The sequence below is a fragment of the Nitrosospira sp. NpAV genome (assembly GCF_000832065.1).
In the GTDB taxonomy this organism is placed as follows: Bacteria; Pseudomonadota; Gammaproteobacteria; order Burkholderiales; family Nitrosomonadaceae; genus Nitrosospira.
Genome location: NZ_JXQM01000031.1, coordinates 1 through 13,270, shown reverse-complemented (window position 1 = coordinate 13,270; position 13,270 = coordinate 1). Strand labels below are relative to the sequence as shown.

13 protein-coding genes are annotated in these 13,270 nt (G+C 55.5%); 6 read left to right on the top strand and 7 right to left on the bottom strand.

Annotated elements, in window-relative coordinates; genetic code table 11:
- Positions 1-56: 56 nt before the first annotated feature.
- On the bottom strand, positions 57-2,189 hold the full coding sequence (locus SQ11_RS14570) for a bifunctional diguanylate cyclase/phosphodiesterase (protein ID WP_052494290.1): 2,133 nt from the start codon (positions 2,187-2,189) through the stop codon (positions 57-59).
- Positions 2,190-2,324: 135 nt separating this feature from the next.
- On the opposite strand from SQ11_RS14570, the gene SQ11_RS18115 reads away from it, so the two are divergent.
- A complete protein-coding gene (locus tag SQ11_RS18115) occupies positions 2,325-2,459 on the top strand; it encodes a hypothetical protein (protein WP_269746058.1) in 135 nt (44 codons plus the stop codon).
- 106 nt (positions 2,460-2,565) lie between these two features.
- Here the strand turns inward: SQ11_RS18115 and SQ11_RS14565 are convergent, their stop codons facing one another.
- Complete coding sequence (locus tag SQ11_RS14565) at positions 2,566-3,090, bottom strand: DUF4142 domain-containing protein (RefSeq protein ID WP_041514918.1); 525 nt, start codon at positions 3,088-3,090, stop codon at positions 2,566-2,568.
- A 740-nt stretch (positions 3,091-3,830) separates the two neighbouring features.
- Here SQ11_RS14565 and SQ11_RS16590 point away from each other — a divergent pair.
- Entirely contained in the window at positions 3,831-4,547 is a 717-nt protein-coding gene (locus SQ11_RS16590; RefSeq protein ID WP_156972525.1) for a hypothetical protein, read from the top strand.
- A 98-nt stretch (positions 4,548-4,645) separates the two neighbouring features.
- Here the strand turns inward: SQ11_RS16590 and SQ11_RS14555 are convergent, their stop codons facing one another.
- Together SQ11_RS14555 and SQ11_RS14550 are read right to left on the bottom strand one after the other, a co-directional pair.
- Positions 4,646-6,094, bottom strand: coding sequence for an amino acid permease (locus SQ11_RS14555; RefSeq protein ID WP_041514917.1), 1,449 nt, complete (start codon positions 6,092-6,094; stop codon positions 4,646-4,648).
- Entirely contained in the window at positions 6,084-6,281 is a 198-nt protein-coding gene (locus tag SQ11_RS14550) for a hypothetical protein (RefSeq protein ID WP_041514916.1), read from the bottom strand. The genes SQ11_RS14555 and SQ11_RS14550 overlap by 11 nt, the downstream gene beginning before the upstream one ends.
- A 590-nt stretch (positions 6,282-6,871) precedes the next feature.
- On the opposite strand from SQ11_RS14550, the gene SQ11_RS14545 reads away from it, so the two are divergent.
- The 4 genes from SQ11_RS14545 to alkB all read left to right on the top strand — a co-directional run bounded on the left by SQ11_RS14545 (position 6,872) and on the right by alkB (position 10,694).
- The gene (locus tag SQ11_RS14545; protein ID WP_232298022.1) at positions 6,872-7,996 is read left to right on the top strand and encodes an NAD(P)-dependent alcohol dehydrogenase; all 1,125 of its coding nucleotides are present in this window, start codon (positions 6,872-6,874) and stop codon (positions 7,994-7,996) included.
- A gap of 178 nt (positions 7,997-8,174) precedes the next feature.
- Positions 8,175-9,275 (top strand): bifunctional DNA-binding transcriptional regulator/O6-methylguanine-DNA methyltransferase Ada, encoded by a 1,101-nt coding sequence (gene ada, locus SQ11_RS14540; RefSeq protein WP_041514915.1) that lies wholly within the window; start codon positions 8,175-8,177, stop codon positions 9,273-9,275.
- Positions 9,272-10,021, top strand: coding sequence for a 2OG-Fe(II) oxygenase (locus tag SQ11_RS14535; protein ID WP_041514914.1), 750 nt, complete (start codon positions 9,272-9,274; stop codon positions 10,019-10,021). The genes ada and SQ11_RS14535 overlap by 4 nt, the downstream gene beginning before the upstream one ends.
- Positions 10,022-10,034: 13 nt before the next feature.
- Positions 10,035-10,694 carry a DNA oxidative demethylase AlkB gene (gene alkB / locus SQ11_RS14530; RefSeq protein ID WP_041514930.1) on the top strand — a complete coding sequence of 220 codons (660 nt, stop codon included), beginning with the start codon at positions 10,035-10,037 and terminating at the stop codon, positions 10,692-10,694.
- A gap of 25 nt (positions 10,695-10,719) precedes the next feature.
- Here alkB and SQ11_RS14525 read toward each other — a convergent pair whose 3' ends face one another.
- The 3 genes from SQ11_RS14525 to SQ11_RS16580 form a co-directional block, all read right to left on the bottom strand.
- Positions 10,720-11,700: a tyrosinase family protein gene (locus SQ11_RS14525; RefSeq protein ID WP_041514913.1), complete on the bottom strand. Its 981-nt coding sequence runs from the start codon at positions 11,698-11,700 to the stop codon at positions 10,720-10,722.
- A 201-nt stretch (positions 11,701-11,901) separates the two neighbouring features.
- Positions 11,902-12,357 carry a hypothetical protein gene (locus tag SQ11_RS16585; protein ID WP_052494288.1) on the bottom strand — a complete coding sequence of 152 codons (456 nt, stop codon included), beginning with the start codon at positions 12,355-12,357 and terminating at the stop codon, positions 11,902-11,904.
- A 211-nt stretch (positions 12,358-12,568) separates the two neighbouring features.
- Positions 12,569-12,961, bottom strand: a complete 393-nt coding sequence (locus SQ11_RS16580; protein WP_052494287.1) for a hypothetical protein — start codon at positions 12,959-12,961, stop codon at positions 12,569-12,571.
- Positions 12,962-13,270 lie beyond the last annotated feature (309 nt).

The following is a 13,270-nucleotide window of genomic DNA, read 5'->3' as shown; positions in this document are numbered from 1 at the left end:
CAGGCAAGTCTCTATAGACAGTAAGAGTCTAGCGGAGGTTCATATAAGTCCCCCAGCTATCCAGGGAGCTCGGTGGTCAATCGAGCACAAGATGTCGGGACGGGCTCAGCTATAGGGCGATGCTCCTGAAGCTTCGGTATTCTTTTGTTATGGGATGCGGCTCGCTGTAGCAGCGCACCAAACGCCTCTGATGTGATAGGTTTTCCCAGCAGAAACCCCTGCATTTCATCACACATCATGCCCTTCAATTTCATGAGCTGCGAATCCGTTTCAACGCCTTCGGCCACTACGTCCATCTCAAGCGTATGGGCAAGTTTAATGATGGCGGAGACGATGGCGCTGCCTTCATGACCATATTCATCCAGGCCATTGGTGAAGAAACGGTCTATCTTCAATTGCTTGGCGCGAAAACGTTGCAGATAGGCAAGGCTTGAATAGCCGGTCCCGAAATCGTCGATGGCGATATCAAAGCCGTTCGCCTGGAACTCGTGGATCACTTTGATGGTTGTGGGGGCATCCTGCATCGCCACGGTCTCGGTGATTTCGAACATGATTTGTTCGCATGGGATTTGTTCGGTCCGGACGATATCGAGCATCGTTGCGACCAGATTGGATTGCATCAATTGCCGGGGCGACAAATTGATTGCCACCTTGATCGCCGGCAGATCGTTTTCAAGCCAATGACGCATTTTGCGGCATGTTTCACGCATGACCCAATAGCCTATCTGGACGATCTGCCCGGAGCGTTCGGCGATCGGGATGAACTCCATCGGGGGCACGAGGCCCAACTCCGGATGATGCAGGCGGAGCAGCGCTTCCGCACCTGCCAGCTCGCCATTGTTGCCACGGAATTTTGGCTGGAAGTGCAGGGAAAAATAGCCGGCTCCGAACGCTTCCTGCAAGGCCTGTTGAATCTGTAAAGTGCGGGTAGCCGCTGCATTCATGCTTGCTTCGTAGAACCGGTACATGCTGCGTCCGTCACGTTTTGATTCATACATTGCAGCGTCTGCATGCTGCAGCAGCATTTCGACGGTATCACCGTCTTGCGGAAAAAGAGAGATGCCGATGCTCGGCATCACCTGCAATGGCTGGTTATCGGCCCATGCGCCTTGGCGCATGCGGTTGAGGATGCTTTCCGCTATTGCCGAGGCATCGTCCGGTGACGCAAGGTTTTCGAGCAACACCACGAATTCGTCACCGCCCAACCGGGCAACAGTATCGCCGCCGCGCACGCAGTGCAGCAACCTCTGGCCGAATGCTTTCAAGACTTCATCGCCGACCGAGTGCCCAAGCGAGTCATTGATGACCTTGAACCCGTCGAGATCCATGAAGAGAATAGCAAATATGTTTTGGCGGTGCCGGGATGCGTGAATCGCGCGTTCGATCTGCTCCATAAGCGCCCGGCGGTTGGGCAGTTCCGTCAACGTGTCGAACGTCGCCAGGCGGACGACCTGGCCGCTGAGACGAGATATCGCATCGAAGCGCGACAATACGAGCGTGACGATCAGGATCGCAAACGTGAACACGATGATCGTAGTGGCGAGCCATTCAGAATTGATGTCGTTGGCTGCGGTACTCACGGAATTGAGCGGGAAATGTGCGGCAGCCATCCCAGTATAGTGCATACCGCAAATCGCGATGCCCATGACGAAAGCTGCACCGATGCGTTGGGCAGCCATGTGGCTTTGACCTTCGTCACGAAGCTTTTGCGCAAGCCACAACGCCGCGGTGGCTGCGGCGATGGCAATGACAATCGAGAGAACGAATAATGCGGGTTCGTAGCGGATGCCAGGTTGTATCCGCAGGGCGGCCATGCCGGTGTAATGCATGCAGGCGATACCAACGCCCATCAGGGTGCCGCCGGTAATGAGATGCAAAAGTGCCAGTTTCGCTCGCGTGACGATATACAGCACGAAATAGGAGAGTAGTATGGCGACCGCGAGTGAGTAGCTGGTAGTTGCCAAATCATAGCCGAGCGGGATCGGTAGCGAATGGGCGAGCATCCCGATGAAATGCATCGACCAGATACCAATGCCCATTGCCACTGCACCACCGGCGAGCCACGCTTGGCGAAGCCTGAATCGTGTCATTAGAGAAATACGGCCGGACAGATCGAGCGCCGTATAGGATGCGAACGTGGCCACAACCAACGAGAGCAACACAAGCCATACATTGTAAGTGCTGTGCATGTGGATTCCGATAGTAAGTTGTCTACAAGACTTATTATCGGCAGCGCCAGTATTTTCTTTAGGAGCGGAGGGAGTACGGCAATCACTCGCTTGTTCTCTTCCTGTAGTGTTTGTAACAGGCGCTGGAGCGGGCGAATGGTGGGGACCGGCATTCTCGGAGCACTTCGTGACGATGGCACCTTGATTGAGGCTTGGACTTCGGTCAGGCGCCTCAAGACAAAGGACGGATCAAACATGCCGCCGCAAGACGGCGGCGCAACCGGGCGGTGAATTCCAGGTGAGTCTTGTAGACGAGAGTCTAGCGGCTCATATAACTCCCCCCGGCTACCCAGGGGCTCGTCGAGGAGAGTTGATCAGACAAGGTTTTGGCTGGCTTCTACTTGCCAAGTGATGCTTTTACCTGCTTGGCGTGTTCGGTATGGGCGACAAATGCAGGCCGCACCTTGACCAGTAGCGCTTTCAACTCTTCATTCTTGGCATTGGGGATAAGTGTCTTGTCGACCGCATCGAGTACCTGCTCATGATAGGCGACCTCATGATCGATATAGGCCTTATCGAATTCAGCACCGCTCAGTTTCTTGAGATTCGCGATATTTTTTACGCCACCCGACTTCAGGCTCTCGCTGGTTGGATTATCTTGGGGTGTCACTTTCAACTTGGTTACAAGTTCCACCGCCTGTTTGTTCACATCGGCGTGATCCGTGACCATGCGATGAGCGAATGCCTTGACATCCGCATTGGATGCCTTGGATTCGGCCAGTTTGCCGGCATCGATATCGACCTGATTGGCGGCCACGACAATGGCGGCAATTTGCGCATCGTTGGGAGCGGCTGCCTGGGCTACGGATACAAACATGGGAGCAACCAAGGCAACCGCGAGCATGAGCGTGCTATTTTTCATAAATCCTCCATAAAAGTTGGTCGAAAGCAAAAAAATCTCTCTTGAGACTGTATCAATTCGCCTACTGTCGACAGCTAACCCTACGATTATATGCCGCCGTCCCTTGTGGAATTACGAAGACCCAATCCAGCAAAGAGACGAGCTTCTCAGTCTCAAGATCTATACGACCCCTCGATCCGTATATGAGTTCAATGCCGCCGTGATATTTTTAAGGAGAAAGTCCTTTTCTTTAATAGGGTTATAACCTCATTTTCAGTATCTCCCCCACTGCCCGGATACGCGGTATTTCCTCCGTGCGACTCCAATCTCCTTGACTGGCGAAGACGCACTCCGGAACGCATGCTGGCTGCAGATCGACCTTTCCAAATAGTACGTTTACGAATGCTGCCGATAACTTCCCGCTAAATCCTCACCCGGATTTTCCCTGAATCTGGCGAGCGCAGCCCCAACGCTGTACTTTGGTCCGATGGTGAAAAAAAATCTACCCGGTAACATAGTACTCATTGTTGTTGGCTCGGATGTTCCATGGATTGACGCGTGTCCTTGCTGGTTTTTGTTTCGTAGAGAAATTTTACTCAGTCGAGCGTATGAATAACTATATCACTCTTCCACAAGATATCCCTACGAAACAATCTCCTGCGCAATTATCAGGTGAATTTGTGAAGCATCCGGGTTGGATTGGTTTGAACGATTACTATTTTCTCTTTTCGCCGACGTTAAACTTATAAGAATAAGATGATATGAAGAGCTTAAGTACGGCGTTGTCGGTGGTGGCACTACTGCCGGAACCGTTGGCGGCCAATGCTACATTAATCGATCCTGTTCCCTATAGTTCGTTTGCCGGCAGTCCGTCCGCGCGTGCTTTATTTGATTATTTTGAACTTGAGCACCCGGAGGATTGCCTGTCCAATGTTTCGGATGGTCTCGCGCCGCATGGGGTGGCATCACGCTCCGCCAGCCGGGGCGACTGGATCAATGCAGACCGGAGTCCACCAAATGGTTCCGGAGCATCGGGCCATACATGGTATTTCAATGGCGTTTCCAGCATAACATTTACTTTCAGCACGGCATTACTCGGTGCATTGCCCAACCATGCGGGCCTGATCTGGACTGACCTCGGCCTTGCCAACGTTCGAAAAGGTTTCGATAGCATACTCTTTGAAGCCTTCGATACGGCGCATAACCTGCTTGGGATAATTGGTCCATCCGCATTGGGTGATGGTCTGTTTGCGGGACAAACGGCGGAGGACCGCTTTTTTGGCGTCACCAGCGCGAGCGGGATCGGGTCCGTGCGCATAAGCCTGCTTCATAGTACGGAACAGGGACTAGACAACCTGCAATATGATTTAGCGAAGCTCATGCCGTTTTCTGCCGACCCCGATCCCGCCAACACGCTTGCTGTGCTTGTCGTCGGCCGTGCGGGGGATGGATTCACGCGGCGGCATTTGCAGGGCTGATTTTATTTGATCGGATCAGCTTGGAATTGTTGTGATGAGGCGTGGAAAAATTACTTATCTCGCCGGGTAGTCTGTCCGGCTTAAAGATGATCGCCGAATCAGCCATCCGCGTGCTCTTTTCCAATGAGACTACGTTTGCGGGCATAACTGAAATAGATGACCAGACCGGCCGCAGCCCAGTAGAGGAACAATCGTATCGTTTCCCAACCCAGGCTGATGAACAGCAGAAGGCATCCACCCACGGCCAACGGACCCACGGCCCAAAGCGCGGGCGTCCTGAAGGGGCGATGGCGATCGGGCTCGCGGCGGCGCAGCGCCATCACGCTCAGGGCGACCATGAAGAATGCGAACAGAGTGCCGGAGTTCGATACATCGGCAAGCATGGCGACAGGGAACATCGCCGCGAACAAGGCCACGGCCGTCCCCGTGATCAGGGTAACGACATACGGCGTGTGAAAACGCGCATGGATATTCGAGAAGGACTCGGGCATGAGGCCATCACGCGACATGGTGAACAAGACACGGGTTTGCCCGTAAATCATCATTAGAACCACCGAGGGGAGGGCAATAATGGCGGCGGAAGCCACCCAGTTGCCAATAACGGGGTAACCCACTGCACGCAGCACGAAGGCCAAAGGTTCCTTGGATTGCGATAGCTCACCCCCAGGCTGGGCACCGACAGCACCCACCGCCGCATAGGCGACGATCAGATAAAAAATCGTGCAGATACCCAATGATCCTATCAGTCCAATCGGTACATTACGGTTGGGATTACGGGTTTCTTCGGCCGCGGTCGATACCGCATCGAAGCCGATGTAGGCAAAAAAGATGGAAGCGGCCGCGCCCAGCACTCCGACTCCAGAAGCCGGGGTACCCCAGCCATTGGGCAGCATGGGCTCGAAGTTGATTGCATTGACAGCCGGCAGGGCCAGAACGATAAATGCGGTGAGCGCGATGATCTTGACAATCACCAGGACGGTAGTGAATCTGGCACTTTTTGCGGTGCCGATGATCAGGAGGAAAGTGACGAAAAGTGAGACCAGAAATGCCAGCAGATTGAAGCCACCGGCGGAGGTTGTGCCATCCGCCAGGACAATGGTGTCGCGCGGCCCGGCAGTCAGGGTCAAGGGTAGGCCATAGCCGATCTCATGCAGAAAGCCGTTAATGTACCCGGACCAGCCGACAGCTACGGCTGCCGCCGCGACCGCATACTCCAGAATAAGCGCCCAGCCTACCATCCAGGCGATCAGCTCGCCAAATACCGCGTAAGAGTAGGTATAGGCCGATCCTGCCACCGGCACGATGGCGGCGATCTCGGAATATACCAGGGCCGCCAATGCACAAATTAATCCGGCTATGACAAAAGAATACATCATGCCGGGACCCGCCTTCTCGGCCGCGACGGAGGTCAGCACAAAGATACCCGTGCCGATGATGGCTCCGATACCCAGCATGGTGAGATCAAACGCCCCCAGTTGGCGTTTGAGTCCTTTCGTTTTGGCTGACTCCAGTATGTGATCCAGGGATTTGACGCGATCAAACAGCATCTTGTTCTTTCGTCCAAAAAACCGCAGCAACAGACTCCATTATTTTTTCTTCTTGTAGCCGGGCAACGAGGGAGTGCGCCACAGATACCAGGATAAGCTTTATCAACCGCGCCCAATCTTCGTCGATTAACGAGAGGGGGTCAATGGCAAGTTGATAGCTATCGGCCCGTGATTTCGTATCTGTCATAAAACGGCGATCTTTAGATACCAGAGATTATGTGGAATGGCTAAACATGGCGTCCCTATCGGATCTGCGCAAGACGACCCGTCAACCATGACCGGATCCCGGTGCATCGCCGCTTGGTAGCGTGTGAAAATAGCCCGATGATGGGCTGCGCTTTGCTCCCCATCCTACTAAAGGCCGTATAGAGGCACATTTTTTTTGTTTTGAATCAGGTTCCCGTGCGTATCGATCCTATGTGCGCAACCCGGCCGGCATGTGGTACGGCAGGAGAGCCGCAGGATCGGCAAGGTTGAGCAACCAGCGAGTGAATGATATCACTTGCCCACCCGATAATCCTATGAGAGCAATCTGATTTCCACGGTTTCAATAGAAATGTAAGATGCCCGGATGGCAACATGCGCTTGAAGGGGGCTTCCGTCCTTGCCGGAAGAATGTCTGCGAGATTTTGGTAACGGGTCAGGTACCGCAAGATACGGAGGCCAAGGCGGAATGCCCAGACCGGTGATAGTGCAAGCTATTTCTGATAGGCTACCGATGGTTTCCGCTTATCAATTATTTCAACTGGCCCTAGATCGGCCGCAGTAGGATGCTTGATGATGGAGCCGGGATATCAGCGGCTTTGGCGCGGTTCACGCCGCATGTCCGATCTGGCGTCGGACATGCTCAACGTGGGCGGCAATTATTACCCTTGCAAACGGAGGATTATCATGAGCGAGATTCACGGATGGGCTGCGCATGGCGCAAAACAGAAGCTGGAGCCATTCACCTACGATGCCGGGCCGTTGGGTCCGGAGGAGGTGGAGGTCGCCGTCGAGTATTGCGGTCTTTGCCATTCCGATCTTTCGATTCTCAACAACGACTGGGGCTTGTCCCGATATCCGGTCATACTGGGACACGAGGCGGTGGGACGGATCGCCGCGGCGGGTGACCATGTCAAAGGATTGCACATCGGGCAGTGCGTCGGCATCGGGTGGAGCGCCGCTAGCTGCATGCACTGCCATGAGTGCATGACCGGCAATCACAATCTTTGTCCGGAAGTGGGGGCGACCATCATCGGGCATCACGGCGGTTTTGCCGACAGGCTGAGAGCGCATTGGGTGTGGGTGATTCCTCTGCCCGACGCGCTCGATATTTCCTCCGCGGGCCCGTTGCTTTGCGGCGGGATCACGGTGTTTGCCCCGTTGCTTGCGTATGGTGTGAAGCCGACGGATCGCGTGGGAATTGTGGGCATCGGCGGTCTGGGCCACCTTGCCCTTAAATTCGCCAATGCCTGGGGTTGCGAGGTGACGGCCTTCACGTCCAGCATGTCGAAGACTGAAGAGCTGCGGGGATTGGGGGCGCATCGTGTTGTATCGAGCCGCGACAACGCTGAAATTCTCAAGGCGGCCAATTCGCTCGATTTTCTGCTTATCACCGTGAATACTCCACTCGATTGGAGCACGCTGCTCAAGACGCTGAAACCGAATGGCCGCATGCACGTCGTCGGGGCGGTGCTGGAGCCGATGCCAATTGCCGCCTTCGATCTGATCATGAGCCAGAAAAGCATTTCAGGATCCCCAACCGGCGGACCTGCGGCTATCTCGGCCATGCTGGATTTCGCGGCGCGTCACCATATTGCGCCGCAGGTCGAGCATTTTCCGTTGAGCAAGGTCAATGATGCGATCGAACATCTTGCGGCAGGCAAGGCGCGATATCGGGTGGTTCTGGATGTCGCATGAAGGAGCAGGCGGTTCTCATGGGCTGAAGCGGAGCGGGTCGGACGGTGGGTGTTTCACGGAAACGTGCAAGACGGTCGGCAGAAATAGAATTTGAAAGCAAGACTCGGAGTGCGGCAGTTTGCCGGCGTGGGTAAAGTAGGAACTGTTATCCATTATGCACACTCTGAAGGAGCACATCATGAATCTATCAGCGAAAAAGGCGCAGCTCGCCGCCAGTACCGTCAACGATCCTCGCTGGGCTTCGGTCGCCGCGCGCAATCCGGAAGCTGATGGCAGCTTTTATTATGCGGTCAAAACCACTGGAGTTTATTGCCGCCCTTCATGCGCGGCCCGCCTGGCACGACCCGAGAATATCGGCTTCTACACCACGCGCGAGGAAGCCGAGAAGGCCGGTTTCCGGCCTTGCAAGCGCTGCCAACCGGACCGGCCTTCGCTGCTTGAGCAATATGCAGCCAAGGTCACGCAGGCATGCCGTATCATCGAAACATCGGAAACCGCGCCGGGTCTGGAGGACCTAGCAAGGTATGTAGGGGCAAGCCCCTATCATTTTCACCGGGTGTTCAGGCAGATCACCGGATTGACGCCAAAACAATACGCGGCGGCGCAGCGCGAGAAGCGGGTGCGTCATGAACTTGGTTATGGTGGCGCTGACGGTACGGTGACCGATGCCATTTTCGACGCCGGCTATAGTTCCAACAGCCGCTTCTATGAGAAATCGAACAAGATTCTGGGCATGACGCCCAGCCGCTACCGCGCCGGCGGTGCCGACGCGGAAATCCGTTTTGCCATCGGTGAATGTTCGCTCGGATCGATACTCGTGGCGCAAAGCGAGCGGGGCATCTGCGCCATTTTTCTGGGCGATGACCCCGGCAAGTTGGCACGGGACCTGCAGGACAGCTTTCCCCACGCCAACCTGATTGGCGGTGACGGTGATTTCGAACAGCTGGTTGCCAACGTAGTGGGTTTTATCGAAGCGCCGGACATCGGTCTGGACCTGCCGCTGGATATTCGCGGCACCACGTTTCAGCAACGTGTATGGCAGGTGCTGCGCGAAATCCCGGTGGGTGAAACCGCGAGCTATACCGATATTGCCAAGCGTATCGGCTCACCCAAGGCGATGCGTGCGGTGGCGCAGGCGTGTGCCACGAATGCATTGGCGGTTGCCATTCCGTGCCATCGCGTAGTACGGCACGATGGCGCCCTATCCGGCTATCGCTGGGGTGTGGAACGCAAGCGTGCGCTGCTGGAAAAGGAGGCGGAAGGGGTGGCACAGGCATGAATACGCTCATCAACGAGGCGGTTGCGATGATTCCAGCCAGGGATTTTTCCCGCCGGGTAAAAGTCCTCGACTGGAAGCGGATATCGGACGATCTGGATGCGCACGGATGCGCGGTGATCGAAAATCTCATCACCGCCGAAGAATGCGGCACGCTGGCCGGGCTGTATGCGATGGATGACATTTTCCGCAGCCGGGTCGTGATGGAGCGCCATGGCTTTGGCCGCGGCGAGTACAAGTATTTCCGCTATCCACTACCCGGCATCGTTGCCGAACTGCGGACGCTGATATATCCGCGGCTGGTGCCGATTGCCAACCGCTGGAACGAAGCGATGGGAATTGACGTGCGCTATCCGGCGAAGCATATCGATTTCATCAAGCGATGTCATGCTGCGGGCCAGCTTCGTCCCACGCCATTACTATTGCAATATGGAGCGGGGGACTATAATTGCCTGCATCAGGATTTATACGGCGAACACATTTTTCCGATTCAGATCACCATTTTACTGTCCGAGCCGGGCCGGGATTTTACGGGTGGCGAGTTTGTGGTGACCGAGCAGCGGCCGCGCATGCAGTCGCGCGCCGAAGTTGTTCCGCTCACACAGGGTGATGCGGTAGCGTTTGCCGTCCATCACCGTCCGGTGCAGGGTGCACGTGGCATATTCCGGGTCAACCTGCGGCATGGCGTGAGCCGCCTGCGCTCGGGCCATCGTCATACGGCAGGTCTCATTTTTCACGATGCAGCTTGAAAAGGATGAACGCATGACACCGGATCTGTTCGAATTCGAAGAACGAGAGCAACAGCAGGCATGGCGCGAGCAATTATGCCCGGGTGCGGTGGTGCTGCATGGTTTCGCGGTGCAGGATGAAGCAGCTGTCTTCGCGGCGCTGCTTGGCGTCACCAGCGAAGCGCCATTTCGCCATCTGATCACGCCGGGCGGTTTCCGCATGTCGGTTGCGATGCTCAACTGTGGTGCCTACGGATGGGTGTCGGATCGCAACGGTTACCGCTACGATGCGATAGACCCGGAAAGCGGCAAGCCCTGGCCACGCATGCCGGATGTGTTCCTGAAACTGGCGCGAGACGCCGCGGCAAGCGGGGAATTCGAGGGTTTCGAACCCGACGCGTGCCTCATCAATCGCTATGAGCCGGGAGCCCGGTTGTCGCTGCATCAGGATAAGGACGAGCGCGGCTTGGATGCGCCTATTGTCTCCGTTTCACTGGGGCTTCCGGCGGTTTTTTTATGGGGTGGTTTGCGACGGGAAGACAAATCGGTACGCGTGCCATTGATGCATGGCGACGTCATGGTATGGGGTGGACCCGCAAGGCTGCGCTATCACGGGGTCCTGCCGCTCAAGGAAGGAAATCATCATTTAACGGGCGGTTATCGGATCAATCTGACTTTTCGTAAAGCGACCTAGATGCTTGCCGCTTCTTTATCCGGCTTCACACGTTCAATGAGTCATAGGTATAGAATTCACTGATATCCAGCATTTCCGCCGGAGTAGCCGTGCCGGACAACAGGGAATTCAAGGTGTCGTCGAGCCGGTGGCCCCGCAGGCTGGCGGGCGCGGATTGCACCGGCACATAAACACGGCCGTGGCCGCCCGGCGGGGGCTGCATCCAGCGCTCCCAAATGCGATCTACATTGCAGTGATTAAGATAAAACACAGGATCATTGGGAGAGGTGGAAGGCGACATGTCTCCCCCAACGAACACATGGACACGGTTATGCAGGCTCGGAGGCGGAATCTGCGGCTGGCTTTGCCAGCCTTCGACGAGATTGCGAAAGCCGGGAGAAGCGGTACTCCAGGGAGCCGCGTCATAAACAGGCTGACTGACTGCAGTAGCCGTGTGGGCTTTCCTCGGCAAGCGGGCCGTTTGGGTACCCAATTGCCGGCGCAGACCCCGGTTTACCTGAACCAGCTGCCCGGTCGCACCGCTTACGGCAATACGAATGCGCCAGGAATCTGGATTGGCGGGATCGAACGCGAACGGACCGGTGGTTACCGGTGCCCCGGTGCCCCCCATGCAGTTGCCGGCCCAGATCTGCGCGCTTTGTTGACGAGCGGGTGATAATTGACCATCTTGCGCCCAGTCCCAGTACGGCAATCCAAAGGTCAAATCATTGCCGAGCACGCGCTGGAGATTCATTTCCAGTTGCAGCAGCATAAAGCGGTGCCATGGAAGAAATACCGGACCGCGGTGGGCGGCGTTCCGGTCGCCCTGCGTGGGCGGAGTAAATGTTGTCATCGCCACATGATGCCAAACCACAAACAGATCATAAGTGCTGACTGGCTGGGAGGGGCCACTGATGCCCAGGTCTGAAGTCGTGGGTCCAGGGAATTCATTCTTCAATAATTTTACGCCCTGAATATACTTGTCGCGCGCGGTCGCGCTGGTCAGGATGTTTTCTCGTATGGCCATGACATTCTCCTGTGTCTACTTATTACAGATGATCCATTAGGCAGCTCATTAGGCGGTTCTCCGGCCTACCTGAGTGCTGGCGGTGGCGGCTGACTTGCGGCCTTTTCCGCTTGTCCGGCGTTTATAGACCAAGCTATAGGCTTTTCCCAGCTCGTAAAACCGCCTCGCAATCTGCTCGCCATCATCTCGCGTCCTAATGGATTATCCAGGCTTATGATTATGACCAGCATGGGTTTTCTTGCCGGTTTTTTTGGTGGGGGCCGACGACGATGCCGATTTGGTACGAAGCTTGGTTTTGGCCGTATGACCGCCATGTGCAACAGGCTTGTTCTTGGCAGCAGTAAAATCGTCAGGAAAGACATCGATCAGTTGCTTGACCATGTCGAGTGCGGAAGCGAAACTCATATTCGGTATCGGGTGATAATGAACGTTTCCATCGTCGGTGACCCCCATATGTCCAGTGACCGGCGTGCCATCGACTTCTATCCGATAGGTCGTGCGAACGACGATATGGTGGCCTTCGTAATCCGCCTCGCGGATGGTCTCGGATGCCGCATGATGATGCCCCTGGGTTTCTTCCACCTTAGGGGCATGCTTCTTCACATATGAAGCTATCGACTTTGCAGTCGGCCGCGTCACGGGGTTTTTGGTTGGCATTGGATCACCTCCTCATGAAATTCTAATTACTTAACGGAACCCGCGGGCGCGCGCCGCTTCCTTTCTCAGCTGGAAAATAGAGCGGTAAGATCGGGTGCTCACCGTGCTGTATCCCATGATGTCATGAGTCAGACGATAACCTGCGTCGCATCCTCGTGATCATCCCGATTTTGCCGTAACGCGTTCCACGAAGGATTCATTCAGAGATCCCTTAAGACACGATAAACTGGGCCGTCCCTCTCAGCCTGACAATGGAATAAAGTTGCTGTGGACCAGGGGGCGGTCCCGCAATCGTCGTGGGTGCTGTGGTCGTGATTCCGGGGACGCTGATGCGCGTTCCCGTGGACTGGGGCATTACCGTAACGGTAGACAGAATCAGGGAAAAAGTGACGGTTCTCAGATCTGGAATGGCTTCCAGTGTCACCGTAATCAATTGACCCGCCTCGGTATCCAGGATGCGAATTTCTTCGCCCCGGAAAGAGCGGCTGATCTGATTATCGTGATAATTCAAAATCGGGCCTCCCAGAATGCTCGTGGTTGAGTAGGTGACGTGAATGGCGCCCCGGCTGAGCTCAAACAGGTTGGCTTGTGTAAATCCTTCCATGATCGGTTCTCCTCGTAAAGATGATCCGCCAAGTTGCTGACTCATTGTCACGGTAATTCGGCAACTCCGAATCAGCGTCTGCTACTTACTATAGATAAGAGTCTTGAAAAAGCAAGGAACAACTGCGGGCGGGAGATTCCGAAAGTTCCGGTCTCCATGCGGAAGAACGTGATCGGCTAGGGATAAGACCAGGGCCGGGAGACTCGCTTTGGCTGAGCTCAGTACACGTCCCGATCTCTGAAGACCACCATGATGGTTTTGAGGATAATGTGCAGATCGAGCCGCAGGGACCAGTTGCGCAGGTAGTCG

Coding starts and splice junctions, on each gene's coding strand:
- SQ11_RS14535 (WP_041514914.1), top strand. CDS start 9,272: ATGAATACGCTCATCAACGAGGCGGTTGCGATGATTCCAGCCAGGGAT.
- SQ11_RS16590 (WP_156972525.1), top strand. CDS start 3,831: ATGAAGAGCTTAAGTACGGCGTTGTCGGTGGTGGCACTACTGCCGGAA.
- alkB (WP_041514930.1), top strand. CDS start 10,035: ATGACACCGGATCTGTTCGAATTCGAAGAACGAGAGCAACAGCAGGCA.
- SQ11_RS16585 (WP_052494288.1), bottom strand. CDS start 12,357: ATGCCAACCAAAAACCCCGTGACGCGGCCGACTGCAAAGTCGATAGCT.
- SQ11_RS14555 (WP_041514917.1), bottom strand. CDS start 6,094: ATGCTGTTTGATCGCGTCAAATCCCTGGATCACATACTGGAGTCAGCC.
- SQ11_RS14570 (WP_052494290.1), bottom strand. CDS start 2,189: ATGCACAGCACTTACAATGTATGGCTTGTGTTGCTCTCGTTGGTTGTG.
- SQ11_RS14550 (WP_041514916.1), bottom strand. CDS start 6,281: ATGACAGATACGAAATCACGGGCCGATAGCTATCAACTTGCCATTGAC.
- SQ11_RS14525 (WP_041514913.1), bottom strand. CDS start 11,700: ATGGCCATACGAGAAAACATCCTGACCAGCGCGACCGCGCGCGACAAG.
- SQ11_RS14545 (WP_232298022.1), top strand. CDS start 6,872: ATGATGGAGCCGGGATATCAGCGGCTTTGGCGCGGTTCACGCCGCATG.
- SQ11_RS16580 (WP_052494287.1), bottom strand. CDS start 12,961: ATGGAAGGATTTACACAAGCCAACCTGTTTGAGCTCAGCCGGGGCGCC.
- SQ11_RS18115 (WP_269746058.1), top strand. CDS start 2,325: ATGGTGGGGACCGGCATTCTCGGAGCACTTCGTGACGATGGCACCTTG.
- SQ11_RS14565 (WP_041514918.1), bottom strand. CDS start 3,090: ATGAAAAATAGCACGCTCATGCTCGCGGTTGCCTTGGTTGCTCCCATG.
- ada (WP_041514915.1), top strand. CDS start 8,175: ATGAATCTATCAGCGAAAAAGGCGCAGCTCGCCGCCAGTACCGTCAAC.